The organism is Akkermansia sp. N21169 (genome assembly GCF_029854675.1).
Lineage (GTDB): Bacteria > Verrucomicrobiota > Verrucomicrobiia > Verrucomicrobiales > Akkermansiaceae > Akkermansia.
In genome coordinates this window covers 74853-100829 of the sequence record NZ_JARWNC010000039.1, presented here as the reverse complement: position 1 = coordinate 100829, position 25977 = coordinate 74853, and the positions used below count along the sequence as shown (strand labels likewise).

The 25977-nt window shown below is 52.5% G+C and carries 22 protein-coding genes; 17 read left to right on the top strand and 5 right to left on the bottom strand.

Annotated features, from left to right (window positions below; genetic code table 11):
• Positions 1–5: 5 nt before the first annotated feature.
• The 7 genes from QET40_RS08185 to QET40_RS08155 all read left to right on the top strand — a co-directional run bounded on the left by QET40_RS08185 (position 6) and on the right by QET40_RS08155 (position 7093).
• Complete coding sequence (locus QET40_RS08185; RefSeq protein WP_280126683.1) at positions 6–815, top strand: M23 family metallopeptidase; 810 nt, start codon at positions 6–8, stop codon at positions 813–815.
• Positions 816–905: 90 nt separating this feature from the next.
• Positions 906–1916: a polyprenyl synthetase family protein gene (locus QET40_RS08180; protein WP_280126682.1), complete on the top strand. Its 1011-nt coding sequence runs from the start codon at positions 906–908 to the stop codon at positions 1914–1916.
• A 53-nt stretch (positions 1917–1969) separates the two neighbouring features.
• Positions 1970–3049, top strand: coding sequence for an alanine--glyoxylate aminotransferase family protein (locus QET40_RS08175; protein WP_280126681.1), 1080 nt, complete (start codon positions 1970–1972; stop codon positions 3047–3049).
• A 163-nt stretch (positions 3050–3212) separates the two neighbouring features.
• Positions 3213–4490 (top strand): Gfo/Idh/MocA family oxidoreductase, encoded by a 1278-nt coding sequence (locus tag QET40_RS08170; RefSeq protein ID WP_280126680.1) that lies wholly within the window; start codon positions 3213–3215, stop codon positions 4488–4490.
• Entirely contained in the window at positions 4487–4762 is a 276-nt protein-coding gene (locus QET40_RS08165) for a hypothetical protein (RefSeq protein ID WP_280126679.1), read from the top strand. The genes QET40_RS08170 and QET40_RS08165 overlap by 4 nt, the downstream gene beginning before the upstream one ends.
• Before the next feature lie 53 nt (positions 4763–4815).
• Positions 4816–6180: a DUF1080 domain-containing protein gene (locus QET40_RS08160; protein WP_280126678.1), complete on the top strand. Its 1365-nt coding sequence runs from the start codon at positions 4816–4818 to the stop codon at positions 6178–6180.
• Positions 6181–6259: 79 nt separating this feature from the next.
• Positions 6260–7093, top strand: a complete 834-nt coding sequence (locus QET40_RS08155) for an FAD:protein FMN transferase (RefSeq protein ID WP_280126677.1) — start codon at positions 6260–6262, stop codon at positions 7091–7093.
• Positions 7094–7126: 33 nt separating this feature from the next.
• On the opposite strand, the gene QET40_RS08150 is transcribed toward QET40_RS08155, so the two are convergent.
• On the bottom strand, positions 7127–7924 hold the full coding sequence (locus tag QET40_RS08150; RefSeq protein WP_280126676.1) for a glycosyltransferase family 25 protein: 798 nt from the start codon (positions 7922–7924) through the stop codon (positions 7127–7129).
• A 220-nt stretch (positions 7925–8144) separates the two neighbouring features.
• Here QET40_RS08150 and QET40_RS08145 point away from each other — a divergent pair, with 220 nt between their 5' ends.
• Positions 8145–9458: a malic enzyme-like NAD(P)-binding protein gene (locus QET40_RS08145; RefSeq protein WP_280126675.1), complete on the top strand. Its 1314-nt coding sequence runs from the start codon at positions 8145–8147 to the stop codon at positions 9456–9458.
• 99 nt (positions 9459–9557) lie between these two features.
• Here the strand turns inward: QET40_RS08145 and QET40_RS08140 are convergent, their stop codons facing one another.
• Entirely contained in the window at positions 9558–10469 is a 912-nt protein-coding gene (locus QET40_RS08140; RefSeq protein WP_280126674.1) for a LysR family transcriptional regulator, read from the bottom strand.
• Between the two features lie 105 nt (positions 10470–10574).
• On the opposite strand from QET40_RS08140, the gene thiE reads away from it, so the two are divergent.
• The 3 genes from thiE to tilS are packed head-to-tail and all read left to right on the top strand — an operon-like array spanning position 10575 to position 13089.
• A complete protein-coding gene (gene thiE / locus QET40_RS08135) occupies positions 10575–11255 on the top strand; it encodes a thiamine phosphate synthase (protein ID WP_280126673.1) in 681 nt (226 codons plus the stop codon).
• Positions 11256–11314: 59 nt separating this feature from the next.
• Positions 11315–12028, top strand: a complete 714-nt coding sequence (locus tag QET40_RS08130; RefSeq protein WP_280126672.1) for a type I 3-dehydroquinate dehydratase — start codon at positions 11315–11317, stop codon at positions 12026–12028.
• Between the two features lie 35 nt (positions 12029–12063).
• Positions 12064–13089: a tRNA lysidine(34) synthetase TilS gene (tilS, locus tag QET40_RS08125; RefSeq protein ID WP_280126671.1), complete on the top strand. Its 1026-nt coding sequence runs from the start codon at positions 12064–12066 to the stop codon at positions 13087–13089.
• Here tilS and QET40_RS08120 read toward each other — a convergent pair.
• Positions 13083–14168 carry a phosphate acyltransferase gene (locus QET40_RS08120; RefSeq protein ID WP_280126670.1) on the bottom strand — a complete coding sequence of 362 codons (1086 nt, stop codon included), beginning with the start codon at positions 14166–14168 and terminating at the stop codon, positions 13083–13085. The genes tilS and QET40_RS08120 overlap by 7 nt on opposite strands.
• Before the next feature lie 91 nt (positions 14169–14259).
• On the opposite strand from QET40_RS08120, the gene QET40_RS08115 reads away from it, so the two are divergent.
• Positions 14260–15099 carry a histidinol-phosphatase gene (locus tag QET40_RS08115; protein WP_280126669.1) on the top strand — a complete coding sequence of 280 codons (840 nt, stop codon included), beginning with the start codon at positions 14260–14262 and terminating at the stop codon, positions 15097–15099.
• On the opposite strand, the gene QET40_RS08110 is transcribed toward QET40_RS08115, so the two are convergent.
• Positions 15056–16024, bottom strand: coding sequence for a hypothetical protein (locus QET40_RS08110; RefSeq protein WP_280126668.1), 969 nt, complete (start codon positions 16022–16024; stop codon positions 15056–15058). The two genes, QET40_RS08115 and QET40_RS08110, sit on opposite strands and share 44 nt — an antisense overlap.
• A gap of 181 nt (positions 16025–16205) precedes the next feature.
• Between QET40_RS08110 and QET40_RS08105 the strand changes: the two genes are divergently transcribed.
• The 5 genes from QET40_RS08105 to mfd all read left to right on the top strand — a co-directional run bounded on the left by QET40_RS08105 (position 16206) and on the right by mfd (position 24657).
• Positions 16206–17351 (top strand): hypothetical protein, encoded by a 1146-nt coding sequence (locus tag QET40_RS08105; protein ID WP_280126667.1) that lies wholly within the window; start codon positions 16206–16208, stop codon positions 17349–17351.
• 18 nt (positions 17352–17369) lie between these two features.
• A complete protein-coding gene (locus QET40_RS08100; RefSeq protein ID WP_280126666.1) occupies positions 17370–18812 on the top strand; it encodes an MFS transporter in 1443 nt (480 codons plus the stop codon).
• A gap of 209 nt (positions 18813–19021) precedes the next feature.
• Positions 19022–20176, top strand: coding sequence for a hypothetical protein (locus QET40_RS08095; protein ID WP_280126665.1), 1155 nt, complete (start codon positions 19022–19024; stop codon positions 20174–20176).
• A 17-nt stretch (positions 20177–20193) separates the two neighbouring features.
• A complete protein-coding gene (locus QET40_RS08090; protein WP_280126664.1) occupies positions 20194–21357 on the top strand; it encodes a hypothetical protein in 1164 nt (387 codons plus the stop codon).
• A 120-nt stretch (positions 21358–21477) separates the two neighbouring features.
• Positions 21478–24657 (top strand): transcription-repair coupling factor, encoded by a 3180-nt coding sequence (mfd, locus tag QET40_RS08085; protein ID WP_280126663.1) that lies wholly within the window; start codon positions 21478–21480, stop codon positions 24655–24657.
• Positions 24658–24668: 11 nt separating this feature from the next.
• Here the strand turns inward: mfd and QET40_RS08080 are convergent, their stop codons facing one another.
• On the bottom strand, positions 24669–25976 hold the full coding sequence (locus QET40_RS08080; RefSeq protein ID WP_280126662.1) for a hypothetical protein: 1308 nt from the start codon (positions 25974–25976) through the stop codon (positions 24669–24671).
• Position 25977 lies beyond the last annotated feature (1 nt).

The following is a 25977-nucleotide window of genomic DNA, read 5'->3' as shown; positions in this document are numbered from 1 at the left end:
TCGTCATGCCGGACCGTACAACCACCCGTGTCGTTTTTGGATTCCTCCTTTTGGCAGGTATCCTCATCCTTGGATTTGCCTGGCTCATGGCCCGCCGTGACGCCACTCCGAAGTTAACGGCTCAAAGGAACATTTACGATGCCGACATCCCGGTTCACGCTCAAGTGCCATTCGATCCGCGCATGATCCTTCTGACACCCTACGACTGTGTCAAAGCCCCCCTCGCGGATGTCTTCACGTCTCCGCTCGGCAGTGAAAGCGGAGCATTCACCTACGATGCCCAGACATGGGGAGAACCGAACAACAAGCGCGGCGGCCCTCACTGGGGCGTCGACCTCAACGGCATCGGCGGAGAAAACACCGATCTGGGGGATCCCGTTTATGCAGCAGCCCGGGGCAGGGTCATCTTCTGCGGAGAACCTAGTGAAAACTGGGGCAACGTCATCGTCCTTCTTCACCGCATGCCGGATGGTTCCCTGATGCAAACGCTCTACGCCCACTTGGACAAAACCCTTGTCCGGGTCGGAGATACCGTCCCCCGCGGCAAAATCATCGGACGAGTCGGCAACGCCCATGGCAATTACATGGCTCATCTGCATTTTGAAACCATCCCATCCATCGCCATCGAAGCCGGCATGCCCGCATACGGAGCCACCCTGGGAGGAAGGCTCAACCCTCATGACATCCTGAAACGTTATGCTCCTGCTTCCGAGGTTTCCATCCCGGATCCCCTGCCCTTGATGGAAGAAATCCAGAACGAGCTGGACATGGAAAACATGACCATCAGCATCACGCCTCCCGCGACTGCCAAGTAAGGAGTGAATTCTTCATCTTCATCATTGCCAATCGGCGTACTACGTGCATAATGAATCCGCGCTATCGCGCCTGTATCGCTACAAGATTCCATGCCCATTCCGTTTTTCTCAAAACTTCGCAACCACAAGCATTACTATGATCTTGTGCGGCCAGCCCTGAAACAAGTCGAGGAACTTATCGAAGCCCAGACGGAAAGTTTCGAACCCACAGTAGCCGACTACATGGAAACAATCTGCAAGTCGCGCGGAAAGCTTCTAAGGCCGGCTCTAGCCCTCTTAATGGGGGGAGCTACCGGAGGCATCAAACCGGAACACATCCGGTTGGGCGCGATTCTGGAAATGGTCCATCTGGCATCCCTTGTCCATGACGACGTCATTGACCGGGCCGATACACGCCGAAACGAACCCACGGCAAATGCCCTATGGGGTAATAATCTCGCCGTTCTACTCGGAGACGCCCTTTTCTCCCATGCCATGGTTTTAGGAACGGATTTCGGCAGTGTGGACTTTTGTAAAAGGCTTGCGGTCATCGTCCGTGACGTCTGCCAAGGCGAAGTGGAGCAGTCCAGCCGTCTGTTCGATCTGGACATGACTCGTGAAGACTATTTTGAAATCATCCGCAAAAAGACGGCATCTCTGTTCTCCGCGGCCACGGGTGGGGCATCCTGGATCTCCGGGGTCAACGAAGAACTTGAAAGCACCATGTACCGCCTCGGCGTACTGATCGGCTCCGCCTATCAAATTTACGACGATTGCCTGGATATGGTCGGCGACGAAGACGATGCCGGCAAAACCCTGCATACGGACGCAGAAAAAGGTAAATTGACTCTGCCTATCTTCAACCTTCTGGACAGCGATGATGAGGCCATTGGAGAAATGGTGCACGATGCCCTTGAACGTCGTCAAGCTCCCGACTACGAACATATTTCCCGGACGGAAGCCTACCGCGAAGCTATCGGCAAAGCCGTTCAGGACGCCCTCCGCATGACGGAGGAAGCCCGTGAAATCCTCTGGCTTCTGCCCCAGACTCCCTACCGGGAAGCCTTGGCAGAAATGACCTTCTACATGGACGAACTCCTGGAAGACTGTTGCGGACACTGACACACTGCCCGAAGCAGACGGAGGAGCCAGGCCAATCTCCCAACCTCCCCTCCATGGATCAAAGAACCTTGTTTATCCCCGGACCAACGTGGGTTGACCCTGCGGCTCGCCTCGCCATGTCGGCAGACATGATCGGTCACCGTTCGCCGGCCTTCTCCGAGCTTGTAGCGATTTCCCAGCCGATTTTGAAGGAAATGGCAGGTACGATCCGGCCCATGTATCTAGCCACCTGCTCCTCCTGGGGCATGATGGAAGCCTGTCTTCGCAATTTGGTACGCCCAGGGAAACGGGTACTTAACTGCTGCAACGGGGCTTTTTCCGATCGATGGCACGATGTCTCCCTGCGCTGCGGCCTCCAGGCGGACGCCCTACGTACCGATTGGGGGACCCCTATTGATCCTGCTTCTGTCACTCAGGCACTGGCCTCCCATACCTACGATCTGGTCACTCTCGTTCATGCAGAGACATCCACGGGTGTTCTGAATCCCCTCAAAAAGATAGCGGAAATAGTCAATCGTTATCCAGGAACCCTGCTGGCAGTCGACACCGTTTCATCCTATTCGGCCACACCTCTTATGATGGATGCCTGGGGCATAGATGTCATGCTGGCCGGTACCCAGAAAGCCTTAGCCCTCCCCCCAGGCCTGACCGTGTGCGCCGTTTCGGAACGGGCGCTCTCCCGGGCGGGAGAAGTTCCGGGGCGCGGTTTTTATATGGATTTCCTGGAATATGAAAAAAATGCGTGCAGAGACATGACCATTTCCACACCTGCTATCCCTCTGATTATGGGACTTGCCCACCGGGCTCGCGAAATCAACGCAGAGGGAGTGAAAACACGCTTTGAACGCCACCGCCGATGCCGCCGTTTCGTCTCCGCCTGGGCAGAGAAACACGGTTTTACTCCCGTTCCACCGCGAGGATTCCGGGCAGATACCCTTAATTGCCTCATCCCCCCGGAAGAAATGGATACGGTCGTCTTCGCCCAACGCCTCAAGCAAAATTACGGCTGGGTCATTGACGCCGGATATGGCAAATGGAAAAGCCGCCGTATCCGCATTTCCAACATGGGAGTCCTGTCTACGGAAGATATCATCCCCCTCCTGAATGACATGGAGGAATGTCTCATCCTCTGAATTTTCGGTATCCCCAACCGATATACATCCTGCCTTCTTTCTCTATTTTTCACAATTCTCAACGATTTGTGAAAATAATTCCTGATTTATTCCGTATATAGGTTATATATCTACCGTGCATCAGGGAATATCCGGTAGACTCAAGCAATTTTTCAAAATAACTATGATGAATCGAAGAGAATTCGTCCAAGGAATGGGTAAAACAGCGCTAGGGGCCTCCCTCCTGGCATCCTGCCCATGGTTTGGCGCATTTGCACAGGAGGTGGAAACCGTTGGCGAAAAAGCCCGTCTCGGTATTATAGGACCAGGATCTCGCGGCCAGTATCTGATGAGGTTTCTGGCTGCCAATCCCAAAGCCAACATCGTAGCTCTGTGTGACAACTATGCCCCTAGCATGAAGGGAGCCCTTGGCATCGCGCCCAATGCCCGCCAGTACACGGATTACCGCCAATTACTGGAAGACAAGAATGTTGATGCAGTCGTCATTGCAACGCCCCCCTACCTCCATGCCAGAATGTTGCTGGATGCTTTCGCTGCCGGAAAACACGCCTTCGTCGAAAAGGCATTCTCCATTGATCAGGAAGAAACGTATTCCATGTACCAAGCCTACAAGAACTGTGACCGGGTCATGTTTGTCGGCCACCAGCGTATGTTCGATCCTCGCTATATCAATGCCATGGACAGAATCCATGCCGGAGAGTTCGGAGCAGTACAATGCATCAGAACCTACTGGGATCGCAATACGGACTGGAAGCGTCCCGTCCCCTCGCCGGATCTGGAGCGTAAAATCAACTGGCGTCTTTACAAGGAATATTCCCGAGGACTCATGACGGAACTCGCCAGCCACCAAATCCAGGTCGGCAACTGGGCGTTACAAGCTATCCCCAACAAAATTACCGGATTTGGCGCTATTGCGGATCGTAAGGACGGCCGGGAAGTATACGATAATGTCCATGTCGTCTTCGGTTATGACAACGGCGCCAACATGAGTTTCGGCTGTACCAATTCCAATCGTTTTTATGGTTTGGAGGAACAAATCCTCTGTTCCCACGGGACGCTTGAAATGGAAAAACAGAAATACTACCCGGAAAGCGTTCCTCCCGCTCCTGCCATGCTGCGCATGATTAACAAGATGGAGAATGACCTTTTCGAGGCCGTTCCCTTTGCCAGCGGTAGTTGGGCTCCCGAAACGGCGAAGGCCAACAAGGGTGAGTATATACTCGGTAAAAAATCCCATGGAGACGGTACCCAGATGCTTCTGGAAGCCTTCGTAGAAGCTGTCATCACAGGAAAACGCGTTCCCAAGCTCATTGAGGAAGGGTACTACTCCAGCATGCTTTGCCTCCTCGGCCATCAAGCCATGGAAGAACAGCGAGTCATCGATTTCCCGGATAAATACAAGATCGACTACCTGAACCACAAAGCTCCTACCCTGGCATGAAAGAAACCGTCATCACCGGAAAACGCAAAATCCTGGAACTTTGTATCCTGGCCTGTTGCTTCATCGCGGCATTTTCCTTCAATGTTTACAGCATCACAAACTTGAACGCATCCTGGTCGGAACTGTTTACCATGTTTCCCATGGTGCTTATGCTCACCGTCGGGCTCTATGTAGCCATAATCGTCATACGTCTCATCATCAAGTCTATTATCTTTCTTCTCTTCTTTCCCTTCCGTGACAAAAAAGGGGTAAATGAAGGCCAAAACTCTTGACTCCCAAGAACCTGCAATCTGCTTTCAACAGATTGTACCTATCCACAAAAAACATGAAATTAAATAACATACTCACTGTAGCCTGTGCTCTGGCCAGCATGGGCGTAGCCTGGGCCGGAGAATGGCAGCCCCTCTTTAATGGAAAGGACCTCTCCAATTGGGAACCTCTGAACGGAAAAGCGGAATTCAAAGCTCAGGATGGTAAAATTATCGGTGTCAGCACATTGCATACCCCCAATTCCTTCCTGGCTACCAAAAACACCTACAAGGACTTCATCCTGGAATTCGAATATAAGGTTGACGACGGTCTCAATTCCGGAGTCCAGATCCGCAGCGAAAGCAAACCGGATTATAACAATGGCCGAGTCCACGGATACCAGTGCGAAATCGATACATCTCCCCGGGCCTGGAGCTGCGGCATTTACGACGAAGCCCGCCGCGGCTGGCTCTACCCGCTGGATAAAAACCCGGCCGCCAAAAAAGCTTTCAAACACGGGGAATGGAACAAGGTCCGCATCGAAGCAATCGGCGACACAATCCGTACCTGGCTCAACGGAATCCCCTGTGCCAATCTCGTCGATAACATGACGCCGGAAGGCATCATTGCGCTGCAAGTCCATGGCATTGGAGGCAACAAGGATCTGGCCGGAAAAACCATCGAATGGAAAAATATCCGCATCATGACGGATGATCTGGACAAGGAAGCGACTCCCGACAAGGGCGATATCCCTCAGCTCAACAATATCGACAATCACATTTCCGCCCGGGAAGCAGCAGACGGCTGGAAACTGCTCTGGGATGGCAAAACGACAACCGGATGGAGAGGCGCCAAATTGGCCCAATTCCCCGATCATGGTTGGAAGATAGACCCGGAAAAAGGCACGCTCACCGTCCTCAAGTCCGGTGGGGCCGAATCCGCCAATGGCGGAGATATTGTCACGGAAAAGAAATACAAGAATTTCGAATTGCTCGTAGATTTCAAAATCACCAAAGGAGCCAACAGCGGTATCAAATACTTCGTCGATACCAACCTGAATAAAGGTGAAGGTTCCTCCATCGGATGCGAATTCCAAATCCTTGACGATCAAAACCATCCCGATGCCAAACTCGGCAAGAACGGCAATCGCAAACTCGGTTCACTCTACGATCTCATTCCCGCTCCGGAGAACAAGCCCTTCCAAAAGGACAAGTTTAACACAGCCCGCATTGTCGTCAAAGGCAACCATGTGGAACACTGGCTCAATGGAGAGAAACTCATCGAATACAAGCGAGGAGACCAAGCCTGGAAGGATCTTGTTGCCGGAAGCAAATACAAAAACTGGCCCAAGTTCGGAGAACTTGAAGAAGGCAACATTCTCCTTCAGGACCATGGAGACGAAGTCACCTTCAAAAATATCAAGATCAAAGAACTGGACTAAACGTCCGGTTTGATGATATGGATCAATGACAATACAGGGTGGATGTCTCCAGCAGGCATCCGCTCTTTTTGCTCCTGCCATGTACCCCCTGATTCATAAAACACTTCCGAACGGGACATCGGTTTCCTACGCATGGTTCGAGGCCATGCACTCCCGCATGGATATTCTGATCTGCGGAATAGACGAATGGAATGCGGGCCGTTTGGCTTTCCTCCTATCCCAGGAGACAGAGAGATTGGCGGATCTGATGAATCGTTTCGATCCCGGCAGCCTTCTATCACAAATCAATACCGCCCCTCCCGGGACTCCTGTCTCCATCTCACGCGAGCTGGCAACGATTCTATCTACTTGCCGGGAATGGTATCGGCGTACCCAGGGCCTCTTCGACATTACCATCCAGTCTCCAGCTTCCGAAAGTTCCCTGATGGATGCGTGGGAAATCACCCCGGAAGACACCATGATACGCCATCATCCGGGCATCGTGCTGGATCTGTGCGGGTTTGCCAAGGGCTATGCTGTGGATTCCTGCAAATCCGTCCTGCTCCGGGAAGGAGTCCGCGATGCCCTGGTCAATTTCGGTAACAGTTCCGTCCTCGCCATCGGCAATCATCCCCATGGAAAAGGATGGCCCGTCGGACTGGGAGTTGACGAAGCACAAATCGAAGGCGAATACAAAGAACTCACTCTGCACAACCAGTGCCTGACAACATCAGGCAACAATACAACCGGACGCCAGCATCTCATCCGCCCGGATTCCCGGCAAGTCGTCACAGGAAAGAAGCATGTCTCCGTCGTCACCGAAACCGGCACCGTGGGTGAAATCCTCTCCACGGCTTTCTTTATCGCAGAAAAGGAAGAAAAAGAGTACCTTGCCGACCAGCTCGAGTGCATCAGCATGGAAGAACATGCCTGAGTTCATGTTGGAGGATCGGAAGTCTCCACACCTTTACTTGACGGAGAGAACCCGCGCCAACTTGCGGCGCATCTTCTTTTTCTGTGTCGAAAAATTCAGGACACAACAACGGTGAATCACCCACTGAATGAAATTCCGGCGCAATTCATAACTCTTCGTTCTCTTTTTGTCGGCATCAATATTGCTCTTAACGCACAGGGCTGGGTCCGGACGAGCCGGCGCCGGCAACACTCCGCAGGCGACAATGTTACCGGCAAAGCACACCCCCGCCCATTGAGCGTCGTAGACCATCCAATACCGTTTGAACCCTTCCAACACCTTTTCCGCACCGGCCCGGGTATAGAGGATACTCGTTGCCTCCCATGGGAATTTCTTCGGAAAAGTCATTTGTATCTTCATCTCCGGATGGTGGGGCAACACATCGTAATGGCGGCCGTCAGTCCACAATTTGATACATTCCCAGCCAGAGGTCCGCGTCAGTATTTCCTCCAGCATTCCCAGGAAATCGGGGTCAAACAACACATCGTCCTCATTGATTACACAGTACTCGTAATCCGTCTCCAAAAATGTTCTAATAGCCTTTAAATGACTTTGAATGCATCCTTGCTCGTTAGGGAGAAGGTGACAACTATATTCACGCATGCGCCTCTTGCGATCATAAGCCGGCAGGGAATTACAGTCCAAATCCTTTCCTGCAATCGCCTGAACGAATTGCACGGGAAATCCCAGTTCCTCCGCCTGACGGACAATGTGCTCCCTCCTCTCAACAGCCTGTTCCAGATTGATTACAAGATGGAGAGTTTTATCCGTAGAAAAAGAATAATGGTTCATAGGCAAACAGGAAGATCCTCCCCAGAGGGGCGGGCTAAGTTCAGGCTAACTCAGAATCCTCTCTTTTTCAATGTTTTTCACACATAAAAAAATAGTTTCCTGTATGACTCCATCCTCAACCTCTCAACAGCTGTGCCAATAAATGTCAGATTCTGGACTTGTCTTTTGACGCTACTCGTGGCTTTTGGGAGGCTCAGATCAAATTTACTTCGCTAATACCATGTCATCCGACCTTAAGCTTGATGCTCTGGAGTATCACGCACAGCCACGACCCGGCAAGATGGAAACCTTGCCGTGCAAGTCCGCTTTTTCGCAGCGGGATCTGACACTTGCCTATTCCCCAGGTGTTGCCGAACCCTGTTTGCGCATAAAAAAAGATCCTTCCCTCAGTGCTCTGTACACTGGAAAATCCAATCTCGTAGGAGTCATCACCAACGGTACCGCCGTTCTGGGACTCGGCAATATTGGGCCGGATGCAGCCAAACCTGTCATGGAAGGCAAGGGACTTCTATTCAAAGTCTTTGCCGACATCGACGTTTTCGATATCGAACTGAATGTACGCGAACCCGAAAAATTGATCGAAGTCATCAAAACGATGGAACCCACTTTCGGAGCTATCAATCTGGAAGACATCAAGGCTCCCGAATGCTTCATGCTGGAAGAACGTCTCCGTGCGGAAATGAACATCCCCGTCTTTCACGATGACCAGCACGGTACGGCCGTCATTTCCGGAGCCGCTCTTCTAAACGCAGCCGAACTGACCGGCCGCCGTCTGGAAAACATGCGAGTCGTCGTCGTCGGAGCCGGAGCGGCCGGGATTGCCTGTGCCAAGTTTTACATTTCCCTCGGTATCCGCCGGGAGAATATTTTCATGTTCGACTCCAAAGGGCTCATTCAGGCAGGCCGTATGGATTTGCACTCAACCAAGGCCCAGTTTGCCCAAACGCACGACTGCTCCATGGAAGACGCTATCCGCGGGGCGGATGTATTTCTCGGGTTGTCCACAAAAGGAATCCTGAGCCAGGATATGGTTCGTTCCATGGCGGACTCCCCCATTATCTTCGCCTGTGCCAATCCGGACCCCGAAATTACCTACCGGGAAGCCAAAAAGGCCCGTCCGGACTGCATTATGGGCTCCGGGCGTTCCGACTGGCCCAACCAGGTCAACAATGTTTCCTGCTTCCCCTTCATTTTCCGCGCCGCTCTCGACGTCAATGCCCGTTGCATCAACGAGCCTATGAAGATCGCCGCCGCACGTTCCCTGGCCGATCTCGCCAAGGAACCTGTTCCTCAGGAAGTGATCGAAGCTTACGGAGGAGAGCCTCTCAGCTTTGGCATCGACTACGTCATCCCCAAACCCCTGGATCCTCGCATTATCGACTGGCAATGCCCGGCTGTTGCCCAGGCTGCCATGGTTTCCGGCGTTGCCCAGTCCCCGATCCGGGACATGGACGCCTATCGCCAAGAACTGCAAGCCCGTATCATGGGGGCCAGGGAACGTTCCAGAATGATCGTAGAAAGTTACCTCAAGTAAAAACAGGATTACGGGGTTACTCAAGAAATCACCCAGCCGCCGGCATGCATACCGCATCCGGCGGCTTTTTCGTAACCCGTCGCGGCACAACACAACGCATCAAGCCCCTATGAGATGCTTGATAAAAAAGTCGATTACCCGTTCGGCAACAGGCCTCACCTTGACTAAACGCGGATTCCACGCCAAAGAAAACTCCCGATTCAATGGAGCCAGTACCGGATCTTCTACCTTGAGTATCGAAGCATCTAGATCACACTCGGCAATATTAGGTAAAATAGCCATGTAAGCACCGGATTTCAACAGACGGGCTGCGAACGGAAACGACTGAGTACCACAAAAAGCATCTCCGTCAATACCCAGATTGCGCAAACAGTCCACCAAAGAGGCATAGAACGTCGTATCGTTGGTCAATGTTGTCAGCGGCCTGTTCTCCAACAACCATTTGAAATCCTTCTCCCGGCCTGGAGGCACCATGGGTCTCGGAACATACAAGGCATAGGACACCGTTGTAATTTTCCGACTTTCAAGCAAGTCTGACGACAAGGCACTTGAACGGACAATGCCAAAGTCGAGTTCCATGTCCAGTAAGCCTTTCGAGATCTCCGAATTGCGAAGATTCTTGAATAAAAACTGCCATGGCAAGCCTTGCCTGACCATAGAGGCCAGAACCGGAGCCGCCATCCAGGCATGCTGACTGTCCCCGGCTCCCAACGTGAACCGGTACATCGTATTCCGAGTCCTGCATTTGAAATCCTCCAAAGCACACATGGCTTCCCGGGAAATACGGACGAGTTCCTCTCCTTCAGGCGTCAGGACAAGGTATTTCCCCTTCTTTCTTGCCAGTTCGGCTCCGAAGAACTCGCCCAATTCCTTAATCTGCCGGGAATATAGGCTCTGCAATGCCGGGTCTCCATGTACTGCCCGGGCAATGCCGCCTGCCGAAGCAACCTCAACCAGAGCCCGCAACCGATCCAGGGAAAGGCCTCTCTCCGAAAAAAGATGGGGAAACATGGTCATTTGATATGAACGATCATTGGAGAGGGCCAGGTTGAAGTCAATTGGATTCTTCCTATTCAACAGGCTGCTTGCACGTATTTCATGCACGCCATCTGTACCATGCTTGAGTTTCCCGGTAAAATCGGTAGAATTACTCTCACTATGCGTTCTTCCGGAATCTTCGACAACTGCCATCTATACGGTATTCTTGATCTTGGCTATGTACCGCGGGAACATGCACTCGATGTCGCCGGACAACTTTTGGAAGGAGGATTATCCATCCTTCAACTGCGTGCTAAAAACATCGCTCAAGATCTCATCTTCGATCTTGCAACAAAACTGACACCGCTTTGTCGTCAACATGATTGCCTTTTCATCGTTAACGACTATCCAGAAATCGCCAAGGCAAGCGGTGCGGACGGAGTCCATATCGGCCAGGACACATCCGATCTCGCTTCCGTTAAAAGATTCCTTGGAAACGGCAAAATCGTGGGAAGATCCACCCACAGTCCCGAACAGGCACTGAAAGGCTGGAAGGAAGGAGCCGACTACATCGGTTTCGGTCCTTTGTTTGCAACTGTTACAAAACCGGGCCGGGCCGCCATCGGTCTTGGGGACATCCGGACTGTCCGGAAATCCCTCCCTGCCGGTTTTCCCATGTTCTGTATCGGAGGCATCAACGGTGTTACCCTCCCGGCTGTTCTGGAGGCTGGAGCAGAACGAGTTGTCATCGTTTCATGGCTCCTCCGGCAACCGGATATCCGTACGACCGTTCGCAATCTCATTGAACATCTGGCATAATCCCGTACGAATCTACGGAAGAAATTGACCTTTCCTCCGGCATTTGAGATTTTCCCTTCATGAACAAGAAATACGGAAACTCTTTCCCCCGCCCCGATACAAAGATTATCGGTACAGCTACGGTATGGGAAGAATGGGTTTCCTTGAGAGACAAAGATCTGTCGGAGATTTGCAACTGGATTGAGCTCCGCCTGGATGCTCTGCCGGAAAGCATTCTCCTTGAGGAAATACTGGAATACCGTTCCTCCCTGCCTCTCCTGTTCACGGCCCGCTCACCTGAAGAAGGCGGTATACGCCCCATGACGATTGAAGCACGCCTCGCCCTGCTTCAACAAACCCTTCCCCATGCTATCGCTATCGATGTAGAAATCGCTCACATGGAACAAGCGCAAGAGCTAATTGCAACAGCCCGGGAAGCATCAGTCAAGGTCATTGCCTCGTTCCACGATTTCCAGGAAACACCGGAGATGGAAGAACTTATCAAACGTGAACGCCAGGCGAGAGAACTCGGAGCGGACATCGTCAAATTCGCCTTTGCACTCACCCGTCCGGAAGACATCATCATTGGTACCCGGCTTCTGGCACAGAGAACGGGGGAAATGGCAGTCATGGGCATGGGACCGCTTGGCCCGACCTCGCGCCTGTTGTATGCCCAATGCGGCTCCTCTCTCATCTACGGTTATCTGGGCCAGTATGAAGCAGCGCCCGGACAGTGGCCCGCCGCCTCTTTCATGAAATCCCTGTCTTCTCTGGAAGCTGTCACGCCATCCTGAACTGCGGTTCTTTTCCACCCCCGGCCAAGCATCCCATGAACGCGGACAACATCCCCATCGCTCCGCCCGTGCCGGAGCCGTCCACCATGCCCCTGCTGCTCTCGGGAGTCCCTATTCTGGTCGGAGTCAGCGGAGGAAGGGACTCCATTGCACTACTGACGCTTTTGGCAGAACTGCCGGGATGCCGTCCCATCGCCTGCCATGTCCACCACGGGATCAGAAAATGCACGGCAGATGCCGATGCCAAGTTCACGGAAGCCTATGCACGGAAACTCGGCATCCCATTCCTGGTCGAATACATGGATGCGCCCCGTGTCGCTCACCAGGACGGGCTCTCCCTTGAAACAGCCGCCCGGAAGCTGAGACAGGAGTGCTTCGCTCTCTGGCACAGCCGGTTCCCCGAATCCATGGCAGCCCTTGCCCATCACCGGGACGATCAAGCGGAAACGGCCATTTTCCACCTCTGCCGCGGCACGAGACGTCTCCGGGCCATGACGCCGGTTTCTACCTGGCCGGGAGGCATGACCGTCCTGCGCCCTCTGCTGGATACATCCAGACAACAAATCACAAACTGGCTCACCCTCCGCAGCATCCCTTGGCAGGAAGATGAAACCAATGCGGAAACCGATATCGTCCGCAACGCCATCCGCCTGCAAATCATCCCTTCCCTCTCCTCCATTCTGAAACGGGACGTGACTCCCATCATCAACCGCAGCGCTCGTTTGGCTGAGGAACAGGAAAAAGCCCTCGACCAGGCTCTGGAACTCATGGAATTGACAGATCCTCAAGGAAGACTCTTCCTCCCCAAAATCAATGCCATGCCTGCCGAACTCAAGAAAGCAGCCGTATTCCGATTTCTCAAGAAAAACGGCGTGCCCGACCTCTCGGAAGAATGTATCGCACGCACTTTGGATATCCTCAACGTAGCAGGCCCCTCCCGCACATCCCTCCCCGGAGGCCTGATTGCCTCTCGCAAGGAACACCGGTTGGTTGTCGTCCCTTCCGGAGAAAGAAGGCAACTCCCCGACAGCAACCACTCCTCCCCGGAGAACAATCAGTAAAGCAAAGCCTGGCCGTTCGGATACAATTCGTGGAATTGGATAGCTTCGTTAGCTACCAGCAGAGATGCTCCGTAAATCTGATCAATCGTTGCCAGACGAGACACCTCCGCAATCGGAAAGAGAATATCCTGGATGACCATTCCGTATTCGCTCACCCCCGGCAGCATGGCAAGCAATTTCCGGGCGATATCTGCCGAGTCCAGAGTCGGGAAAATGAGGACATCGGACGGTTTTCTCAACACAGAATGCTGGACGCGCATATTGTAGGCAGCAGGAGAAAGAGCCGCGTCTATCTGGATTTCTCCTTCCACGGTAATGTGTTCCCCGATATTGAGTTGCTCCAACTGGCTCTGGGCCAATACGGCCGCCGCATGGGCCCGCTGGGATGGGACACCGGGAATAGATCCGTTCGTCGAAGCGCTAATCATGGACACCTGGACGGGACGCCCAAGAATATGACGAGCCATTTTGCCCGTTTCTACCGCATAGTAGGCCATATCCGACACACCAGGAACCGGGGAAACGCCGGCATCGGCAATGAAGAAAATTCCGTCGCCACCCAGCTTCTTGAGGTGTTCGCAAACGACAACGCTAATCGCAAACAAAGGATTCCCCTGCTCCGGCTCTTTCTTATAGCGGGACACCGCACGAAATACGGGAGCGCTGCCATGCAGATTACCGGCAAGAACGGCATCGGCCTGACCGTACAAAGCCATCATCGATGCAAAATTGAAGGGGGACTTCATGATTTCCCGCACATTGCCGGGATCATTGCCCTTCATCTTTTCCACTCGTGTAAAACGCTCGCAGAACAATTCGAAGTCAGAACTCTTCTCCGGTTCAATAATGCGGATAAAACGCAGGCAAATTCCAGCTTCTTTCGCCATATTGACAATCACCTCGCGACGACCAAGCAAAATGGGAATCACAGCCTCCTGGCCGACCAAATACTCGGCAACATGAAGCAAGCGAATATCCTCCCCTTCCGGGAAAACCAAACGCTTCGGATGGCGCTTCAAATGCTCCAGAAGCGACAAAGTCAATCCGTTACTCGAAAAATGTGCAGAATCTTCACTCATTGAACCTTCAAATTGTCTGATATGATTATATTACATATTTCCACAGTTGCAATTTGAATATGCATTCTTTTTTGTTATCCTGATAACGGCAATGAAACCGACCGACTACCACACCCATACACCTCTTTGCCGGCATGCCGAAGGCAGCGTCCGGGAATACGTCCAGGCAGCCCTCCAACAAGGACTGGCCGAATACGGTGTCGCCGACCATGCCCCCATGCCGAACGAACCTTTCGACGACTGGCGCATGCTTTCTTCAGAACTGCCCGCCTACTTCGACTGGATCGCAGAAGCGGAATGCCTCGCTCGCGATACGGATCTACAAATCCGCTGCGGACTGGAATGCGACTGGGTGTCAGGCATCGAGTCCTGGATCGACCACCTTCACGCATTGCGGGACTGGGACTACCTCATCGGCTCCGTCCATTATCTGGATAATAAATGGGACTTTGACAACCCGCTCAGCATGGCCTTCTGGAACCAGACAAGCGTCGAGGAAGCCTGGAGACGCTACTGGGATCTCTACCTCGACATGGTCCGATCACGCCAATTCACCATTATGGGACACGCTGATCTGATCCGTAAATTCGGACACCGCCCCTCCGGAGATTTAAAACGCTACTACATCCCCGTCATCGAAGCCATGGCGGATGCAGGCAGCGTCCTGGAAATCAACACCGCCGGATGGAGCAAACCCTGTGAGGAACAATATCCCTCACGAGAATTCCTCAGCCTTGCCTGCGAAGCCGGCATACCCCTCGTGATCAATTCGGACGCGCACGCACCTCAGGACATCGGTAAAGACTTCGAACGAGCGCTCACTCTTGCCAAGGAAACAGGATTCTCCCACCTGGCACGCATCAAACGCGGACGCATTGTGCTCATGCCTATCGACGATACTGGATCGCAGGATGAACCTGAGCAGGCTTAACACCCGCCGGATTCACCATCGCAGGCCTCACTTCCGCAGGGCGAACGAACGGAGGCCGGCTATGTGAAGAGTCGCCGGACGGACGAGGATGACTGGTGCCCGGGCCGATGGAAATCGAATTTTTCGTCGTCGTAACATTGACGGGACGAGGCGGATAAATTCGTGGCGGCCTGACAACCACCGTCTCCCGTTCCACACGCGGCACGATAATTTGCTGAGGAGTATAATACGGTTCCCTGTAGACGACGGTCCTGGTTTCCGTAGGACGTGAACTGACTTCTTTTAAATCTTTGCGAATGGAATTAATTTGTGAAGACAAGCTGGCCATCTTTTCCCGGGAATCATTCATCATCCGTTCGTAATCACTTTGCATGTTCTTCCAATACAGCTCATCTTCCTGCCGCTGTTGCTGGATTTTCTGCAAATTAGGTTCATAAGACGCAAGCTGACTCTTAAACAAATCCGCCTGTTCGCTCATGCCAACCCTCTGCGCCTCGGCCATATTCCAGCGCAACGCGGCAGCTTCGGCTTCGATAGGATCCATAGAGGTAAACACGGAAACCATCTTCAGGATATCCGCCCCTTTCAGGTACCGAGGAGTTTTTTCCGCTTCGGAAAGGGACTCCCTCACCTGGCGGTCACGTTCTTTCTGAAGACGGACTCTTTCTCTGTTTTGCTCAGCGAGCCTCTTCTTCTTCTCTGAAACTTCCTCAGGCGTCAAATGAAGCTTCTCCTTCCATCCATCCGTCATCATGGAGACATCCACGCGGGCAATACCTTCATGGTGCTCCACACGTACGTAATCGGCACCCTCTTCCAGAATGCGTATATCTTTCAAATTGCGTCCATCTTTCAGGATCATGTCTTCCGCCGCAACCAACGTACATGAACACGCCAATAGTAGAATAGTAAAATGCAATTTCATCGTTCTGGATCTGGTTCTTGAAATTCAGGCGGCAACAATTCCGGTACACAGGTTAGAGTCCCTCCGTGACAAAACCATTCAATTTCCCATTGAAGGAATAATCTGCCCTTGTCCGGTGCTTCGTTTCCATGAACCTTAGCGTCACCAAAATACAATTTTGTCCTGTAAAAATCTTTTCTTCATGACAGCCTCTCCCATCAATGATAAAAACGTGAAGACTCCTCCCATGAATTTCCCTATCGCCACACTGCTGGCTGCCCTGTCATTGCTGACAACGGCAGCGTTTTCTATAGCCGCCTCCCCGCCTCATCACACGTCAGCCCCCCTGCCCGACCACATCGGACGAGCCGGCATGGTTGCGGCAACTCTCCCATGCCGGACAGGAGAAGAAATTGTTCTTGCGGCAGGAGGAGCCAACTTCCCGTACGCCAAGCCCGGAGCCAAGACTCCTGCGGAACGAGGGGAAAAAGTATTCCATGCGGATGTTTTCCTGCTTCGTGACGGACGCTGGACAACAATCGGACGTCTTCCTCGCCCCATCGGATATGCGGCATTTACAGACATGCCCCAGGGAATGGTTATTGCCGGAGGCTGCAACGCCAACGGTCATTTGAAAGAATGCATGCTCGTGACCCCAGGACCGGACAAGCAAATTTCCATTCGAGAACTTCCTCCCCTTCCCCACCCGGTAGCCTACCCGGCTTTCGCCCGGGAAGGAACCACACTCTATGTAATTGGCGGACAGCTGGCTCCCGACTCCACGGAAGCTCTCGTTTCGGCCTACTTCCTCAATCTGGCCTCCTCCCCTCTCCAGTGGGAAAAACTCCCCGACATGCCGGGGCCCGGCCGCATTCTGGCAACCGGAGCCATCCACGACGGGAAACTTCTGATCATGGGGGGGTGTTCCCTCGCTCCCGATGCCAAAGGCCAGGCCGAACGAACCTACCTCAGCTCCGTCCGGGTACTCGATACGGCCACGCGCCAGTGGAGTACGACCCCCGTGGCAGACATCCCGGAACCCCTTGCAGCAGCAGCCAATCCGGCTCCCAGATCCGCCCAAGGTACCGTCCTACTGATCGGGGGCGATCCCGGTAACTACTACCGAGCCTCCCTGAAAAACGCAGCCCCCCTCATTCATCCCGGTCAATCGCGAGCCATATACTCCTTCGACCCTGCAAAAAACACATGGACACATGTCGGAGAATGGCCCGTAGGCATCGCAACCGCTCCGGCAGTCATCTACCGGGGCGACATCCTCACCATCAGCGGGGAAACATATCCCGGCATACGCACGGCCATAACCGGAGCAGCCTCTTCGTCACTTTAATCAACTTCCTATAAAACCATGACTTCCTCCCTTATGCATATTCTGACCACCGGCTCAATCAACCTCAGCTCCTACGCTGGCCTTGTTGACACACTTGTGCTCTCCCTCATGGCCGCCGTCATTGCTATTATTATCATCGGCGCCGTCAAAAAAGGCGTCAAAAACATCAGTTCTCTTGCCGATCCATCCACCAAACCCGGTAAATGGGCCTGGATCGCCGTCGGCCTCCTTTGGGTGGTGGTCATGCTCAACTATTTTGACCGCCAACTCCTTTCCGCCCTGCACGAGCCCGTTACCAACAGTATTGCCATGTCCGAAAGCCAGTTCGGCATGGTCACCTCCGTCTTCCTGCTTGTCTACGCCCTTCTCAGCCCGGTCGGAGGATTCATCGCAGACCGTTACAGCCGCCGCATCGTCATCCTTTGTTCTCTCGTCGTCTGGTCCTCTGTAACTTGGTGGACCGGGCATGCTCAGGATTACACTACCCTGCTAATCGCACGGGCTGCCATGGGAATCAGCGAGGCATTCTACATCCCTGCGGCTCTCGCCCTCATCACCGACTTCCACCGGGGCAACACCCGGTCCATCGCCACCGGGATTCACATGAGCGGCATTTATGCCGGCATGGCTCTGGCCGGGTATGGGGGAACCATGTCCGACTGGATCGGCTGGCGCATGACATTCGCCCTGTTCGGGCTGATCGGAGTTATATACGCCTTTGTCCTCATCGTCTTCCTCAAAGAACCGTCTTCCGCCCTCTCCGAACGGGCAACCACCTCCGAAGAAAAAGAACAGGTCGCCAGGGAATTGGCCCCCAATGAAACACTCTCCTCCTTTCAAGTCCTTTCCCAACTGCTCCGTGGCCGCGCCATGTGGATGCTCCTGGGAGTAGTCGCCTTCGCCGGTGCCGGGAACTGGTTCCTGCTGACCTGGTATCCTACCCTCCTTCAGGACACCTACAACCTTTCCGCCGGAGAGGCAGGCCCGGCGGCTACCCTGTGGAGTTCCCTGGCAAAATACGTTGCCGTCATCGCAGGAGCTTTCATCGCGGATGCATGGCACCGGCACAACCTCAAAGCCCGGGCTCTCGTTCCGGGCATCTCGTTCAGTATCGCGGGGCCTCTGATCGTCCTTGCACTGCTCCCGGGAATATTCGGCCTGGACTTCCGGGTGCCTCTCACTCTCATGCTGGCTTTCATCGCCACCCAGGGCATTGCCCAGGGGTGCATGGATGCCACGCTCATGCCCATCCTGCGTTCCCATATCAATGAACACTACTCAGCCACAGGCTACGGCCTGCTCAATCTGACCTCTGCGGGAGTAGGGGCATTAATATCCTTCTTCGGAGGATGGTTCAAAGACCAAGGGATTCCGCTGACAACAACCCTTGCGGTAGCAGGATGCCTCATGTTTATCTGCGGCATGCTCCTGATCTTCCTTCCTACTCCCAGAAAATACTAGTAGCGACAGCTACAAAAACAATTCTTCGGAGAGAAAAAGCAAAAAGATTCTTTTCCACCTTGTTCTTTCCCCGAGGTATAGCATATATTATATGGGAACTATGAATTTTTCTTTCTGCCGGATTTTGTTCTGATGTCCAGATCAATCCAATGCTATGTGATCAATCCGTCCGGCAGAAAGTCTTTCATTCATTCCATTCCCATCCTGCCATGCGCCTCCAAGCCCTCTTTTTCTGCCTTCTTGCCATATCCTGGCAAGCCTCTGCCGAATCGCGAACCTGGACTAATATTTCCGGTAAAACGATCACGGCAGAAATGATAGCCTCGGACAAAACGACAGTCTCCCTGCAATTACCCAACGGAAAAACCGCCAAAATTCCCATTAACACCCTCTCCCCGGAAGACCGCCTGTGGATTGCAGAACAAAACAAACCGGGCCGGCCAAACTTCAATGCCCCATGGCCGGACAGCGCGGAGATTGAGGATACCTTCGAAGTTACCACTATCGAAAACGGTCCCGAAAAATACATTTACGAAACACCGCACTTCCAGTTCACTTGCGATGCCCGGCTCGGTTCGCTCGTCATCAAACGGCTTGCCTTTATCTTTGAAGCGACTTACGAAGCCAACCGCCGTCTTCCCATCAATAACGCTCCCGTCTCAGATCCCGATTACAAATTCCAGGCCTACCTCTTTGAAAAGCGCTCAGACTATCACAGGGCCGGAGGTACCCCGGAAACAGCCGGCATGCAAATATGGCGGCCTTCCATGGGAAAATTCGGCAGGGTAATCGTTCCTTTTGAATCTCTCGGCGTCAAAAAAGTCGGTAAAGCATACGCCATCGACTATAAAGACGACGACATCAAAACTCTCATCCACGAAATCACCCACCTTCTCATGACCAATGAGACCAAGCAAGAAGCATGGTTTTGCGAAGGATCCGCCGAATACGTCGGACTCAGCCCGTACAGAACAGGCAAATTCAATTTCAAAGCCAACCGCCGCCCTATCATGCTGGCAGTCACCGCATTCGGAGTAGAAAAAAAACGCGGGCGCAACCTCGGCAAAAATATCAAGGCCACCTCGCTCAAGCGGCTCATGACCATGAGCTATCGCGATTTCGTGACAGGTCCTTCTACAAACCAGCACTATGGGCTCGCGCCTTTGCTCGTTTACTTTTTCTACCATGTCGACGGCAAGGGCGACGGTGCCCGTATCAAAAAATATGTCGAAGCCCTGCAAAAAGGAGCATCCCCCGACATGGCCAGGGAACTCCTGCTCGATGGCAGGGACTGGAACAAACTGGCCGATGAAATCTCTTCATTCTGGAAACGCAACGGTGTAACCATCGAATTCGAATCCTAATTCCTTCCTACTCCATTATGTTTACAAAGCCACTATATCTCTACTTTTTTCTATTCCTCTGTATTACCGTTCCATTATCTCAAGCCTCCATGCAAAGAGAATGGAACACATCACAAGGTAAAATTAAAGCTTCACTTATTGAAATAACACCTGAAGGAGTATGCGTCCTTACTTCTGATGGGAACAGTAAATTATTGAAAAATGAAACACTCTCTCAAATTGACCGTCATTATTTGAAAGAGGGAATCTTGGAAGGCAATAATTTCAATGATCCCTGGCCAACTGAATCGAAAATAAATCTGGATTTTCCCATTGAAATCATTACAGAAAAACCTGGCAAATATACATACGGAACCCCACATTTCAATTTCATTTGCGATGCAAAAATAACAAAACAGGTCATTAAACGATTCGCTCAAATTTTTGAATCAACATATGAAGCAAACCGTAATCTCCCTTTGAACAATGCTCCCGTCTCCGATAAAGACGAAAAATTCAAGATTTACCTTTTTGAAAAGAGGGAATCTTTCATCCAGGCCGGAGGACTTCCAGATTGTGACGGATGTCAAATATGGGGGGAAGAGCCATCAAAATATGGCTACGTCATTGCTCCATTTGAATCCTTGGGTATCAAAAAAAACGGAAAGTCTTTCAGCATTAATTACAGAGACGATGACATCACAACCCTGATCCACGAAACTACTCATATGCTCATGCGGATGGAAGTTACAGATCAACCGTGGTTTAGCGAAGGAGCAGCCCAATATGTTGAATGCACACCATACAGGAATGGGCGTTTCAATTTCAAAGGAAACAAGCGCTCTATTATTTCCTCTATTACTGCAGATGGACTCAATGGAAAAACAGGAAGAGCTCTTACCAAAAACATCAAGCTACCCAAGCTTCAAGATCTCATGACTATAAACTATGATCAATTCAATACGGATCAAGATATTGATATGAAATATGGGGCAGCCTTATTGCTCACCTATTACTTTTATCACGGGGATGGTAAGGGCGATGCCTCTCGCATTAAAAAATTCATCCGAGCTCTTCAAACCGGAGCCAGCTTAGAGGAATCCCATCAGATTCTATTGGATGGACGTTCTTGGAAACAGCTTTCAGACGAGTTCGTGAAATTCTGGGGAAAATCAGGGATCAAAATATCATTGAACGCATAAAAAATCATTCTCTTCCGTTGCTATCCAGAGTAAATACGGAAGCCTAATGACGCAGTCCATCTTTGATACGGCGCACATTCGCGCCTAAGAATCACACGTTTGGACCGCTGTCGCCCTGCCATGGACATTTCTTCTCTCATCCAACGCGTTCAACAAGCCCCCGGCTTCCGGGAGGTTTTCGATCAGTTGCGCGACAGGGATAAAAACGATCCCCCAGTCCTGCTGGATCACACCGACCAATGCGGCGTAGCCTTTGCGACAGCGCTCGCTATCCATGCCATCCCCGCCGGGAAAAGAATCTGGGTTGTCACCCCTCATCTCAAAGCCCAGGAGGCCATTCATTCCCAACTCTATACGTGGGGCGTCAAGCGACCACTCTTCCTGCCCGATCAGGAGGAAATCGTCCCGGGTAATCTGCCCGATCCCGACTTGACCGCGGAGAGGCTCAACATCTTGCAAATGATCGCTTCGACTTCCGGAACCCAGGTGATCGTCCTGACTCGGCAGGCTCTGGACAGCAAAACGCCCTCCCTTGATGCCGAAGACAGCGATTCCATGGTGTTGACGACAGGCATGAAAATCACTCCCGACGAACTGATTGCCCGGTGCATGGACAATGGCTTCGAACAAGTTGCCCAGGTTATCTCGCGCGGTCAATGGTCCAAACGCGGTGGTATCGTCGATCTATTTCCCCTTCAGACGTCCAATCCGATCCGCGTCGAATTCTTCGACGACGAAATCGAATCCCTACGCGAATTCGACATTGATACCCAGGTTTCCTTCCGCAAACCGCCCCGGGTTCTTCTCATGTTCCGGGAAAAGCCCTCCGAGACAACTCTGCGCTCCTGGATCACCCAGGACGACATCGTGATCACGACACCCGCCAGTGCAGAACCCGGAGACCTCGCCATCCTCAATGCCCCCCCGGACGATGCCGAAGGAGCAGAGGACTTTTCCAACGCTATTCTTGACAACCCGCTGGGTACTTTCGAAGCCGGCGACTTCGTCATGCAGGAATTGAAGCGTGAGCTGGCGGCACGCCAACTAACCGAGTGGAAGGAGAAGGATTGGAGCGTCGCCATCTTCTTCCCCAATGCCGGAGAAGAAGAACGATTCCGGGAAATCAGCGGCCAGCACGCCGTACTCCTCGAAGCAGATTTCCTCCGCGGCGACCTTCCGCACGGTTTCATCGTCCCCTCCGCCCGTCTCGCCGTTCTCTCTTCCTCGGAACTCTTCGGCAGATACCAGGCGGCCTCAGCCCGCAAACGCGCCGACCGCGAAGAACAGGCACGCAAGGTCAGGTCCCAGGCATCCCTCCGGGAAATCAACCCTGGAGACCTTGTGGTCCACACCACCCACGGCATAGGCAAATTCATTCGCATCGCCTCATCGGACGATACCGGCGACGAGGAAATGCAGATCCTGTACAAGGACAATGCCATCCTTCATGTTCCACTCAGCCAGGCCCATCTCGTCTGCCGCTATATCGGACTCGGCAACAAGTCCCCCGATCTCAACAAACTCGGCGACACCCGGTGGCAGAAAGCCCGCAAGTCCGCTGAAAAAGCCGTTGCCGACTATGCGGCCCATCTGCTTGAAATCCAGGCAAAGCGCAACACCGATACCGGCTACGCCCACCCGCCGGACAACCATTGGATGTGGGAGTTCGAAAACTCTTTTCCCTACCGCGAAACGCCGGATCAACTCCGGGCTATCTCCCAGACCAAGGCCGATATGGAATCCGCCAAAGCCATGGACAGGCTCATCTGCGGCGACGTCGGTTTCGGTAAAACGGAAGTCGCCATCCGCGCCGCCTTCAAATGCATCACCGGGGGCAAGCAAGCAGCCGTCCTTGTTCCGACAACCGTCCTTGCCGAACAACACCTCCGCTCCTTCCGCTCGCGCATGAGCGAATACCCCGTCCGCATTGAAATGCTCAGCCGCTTCACCCCGGCCAGAAACGTCAGGACCATCATCGACGGACTCGCCAACGGTTCTGTCGACATCGTCATCGGTACTCACCGCCTTATTTCCGAAGATGTCCGCATCAAAAACCTCGGTCTTGTCGTCATCGACGAAGAACAGCGTTTCGGAGTCCGCCACAAGGAAAGATTCAAAGACCTCTTCCGTGGAATTGACGTACTCACACTCTCGGCCACCCCTATTCCCCGCACGCTTTACATCGCCCTCATGGGCGCGCGCGATATGAGTACTATCGAGACTCCGCCCGTCAACCGTCTTCCGGTCCAAACCAGCGTCTGCCCTTATGACGAGCGCATTATCCGTACCGCTATCCTCCGGGAACTTGAACGCGGCGGCCAGGTTTTCTTCCTCCACAACCGGGTGAAGACGATTGAATTGTTCCGAGACAAGCTTTTGCAGCTTGTTCCACAAGCCCGCATCGTCATCGGCCACGGTCAAATGCCCAAGGACGAGCTGGAAGACGTCATGCGCACCTTTGTCCACGGAGAAGCGGATGTCCTCCTGGCCACATCCATCATCGAGAGTGGCATCGACATCCCTAACGCCAACACGATTATCATCGACCGGGCTGATCTCTTCGGCCTTGCCGACCTCTACCAGCTTCGCGGCCGCGTCGGACGTTCAGGACATCTTGCCTACGCCTATCTCATGCTTCCCCGCAGTTCTTTGACAACGGACGACGCTCGGAAACGCGTTTCCGCTATCAAACAATACTCGGAATTGGGTTCCGGCTTTAAAGTCGCCATGCGCGATCTCGAAATTCGTGGCGCCGGCAATCTGCTTGGCACCCAGCAAAGCGGCCATATCGCCGCCATCGGCTTCGACCTTTACTGCCAGCTCCTCCGCCAATCCATCGAACAACTCCAGGGCAAACAAACCCTGCCCCGTATCGATGCCGGCCTTCGGGCGGACTTCCTCATCTTTAGCGAATCGCGCCTCGCCGACACCGGGAAACGCAACGCAGAACACATAGGAGCCTTCATCCCCATGGGGTACATGGAAGAATCCCGTCTCCGCATCGCCGCCTACAAAGACCTTTCCAACGCCCGGGAAATCCACGAGATCACCGTCCTGGAGGGGGCCTGGCGAGACCGCTTCGGTCCCATTCCCCCGGAAACGGATAATCTTCTCATCTGCCAGAAAATCAAAATCCTGGCCTCCCGTGCGCAAATTTCCCAAGTGGAAATCAGCGGGCAACGCCTCATGTTGACGCGCAACGGTGACTACATCCTGTTGAGCAACAAATTCCCCCGGCTCCTCAAGTCAAAACCCGCAGCTAAACTTCGAGAAGTCCTCGCGATGATGGAACAGCTTTAATCGGGACTTACTTACAAGGGTATCATAAATTCCATGTTCACCATAATAAACAACAACTCTTTAAGCTGTTGTTCTCTTGAAGAATTTCCTTGTTGTTTTTCTTTCAAAAGCTCCAAAATCAGCTCTCTATTCTCTCGGAATTTGAACAAATATCCCTCAATCTGTCTGCCCCGTTCAGAAAAGGCCATCAGCTCCGCCGCTTTTTCTATCGCGGCAAGGCCGTCATCCATCTCCCCTTTCATGATAAGAATCTTCCCCCTCACAAGCATGTAATTGCTCCGAATACTGTTATCGCAAGGCAATTTTTTCTCCCCTTCCTCCAATTTCTGAAGTATTTCGTCATACTTACCAGCCTTTAGCATTTCGTCCATCTCAGTAAAAATAACATAAGCCAACAGAAAGGAAGGGATTTTTCTACCCAATAGATAAGCTTCCCGGCTGCGGGGACTGATCTCCTCTATCCTCCTGACAATTTTTTCAGATACCGACATCATATCCTGTTCCGTTTTTAAAGAAAAAATATCGCCTAGTTCGCTTTTAATACCCACTAGACAATAAGCGAGCAATTTCAGCTGAGGAGACAATTGAGGATCGTTCACGATTGACGTCCACAATGCTTTCATCTTTTCATCCTTTGCTTTCTCATCCAATCCCTGTTCGTCGCAATCCATCCTGATCGAATTCGACTGTACCAGAAATTGAGCCCACTGATTGAATATCTCCCCTTGTTGTCTTGTATACTTCTTGTAACCGCTGACATCCTGTTTGTCTTTTTCTTTCAGTTCCCTCACCCAATCGATATAAGGTTGACTCACCTCAGAAACATGCGCATTGACTATTTGCAGAATTTCTCCCATGAGACGGAAACGATCATCTCCTTGCAATTCCGGCAGTTTTGAAAAGAGGGATGCCACTTTCTCTCGAACTAATTTTGAGAAACCTATTTCCTCCGATATACAGTATGCCCCTTGTTTCAAAGATGACGTATTCAAGGCATAATACGGTCTGTTATTTTCATCGGCCAGGATGAGAAGAGTCGTTGCATCGTCATCTTGACCTGCTTGAGGATGGGAAAGCTCCAGCAGGACAAATTGATCAGTCCAAGGCTTCATCACAGCTTCGCAGGAAAGCATATTCTTAATATCCCTGTCCTCCGTCTTCTCCCAATTACTACCCTTGTACACCACCATCAAATCCTTGTGCTGCGCTTTTGCCTGCCGACAGGCCTCCGGCAATCCCATACCGGCCTGAGAGGGGGTAACAAACAACCATAAAGCACAGAAGAAGCAAGCTATGAGTCCGGAATGCATTTTCATCATC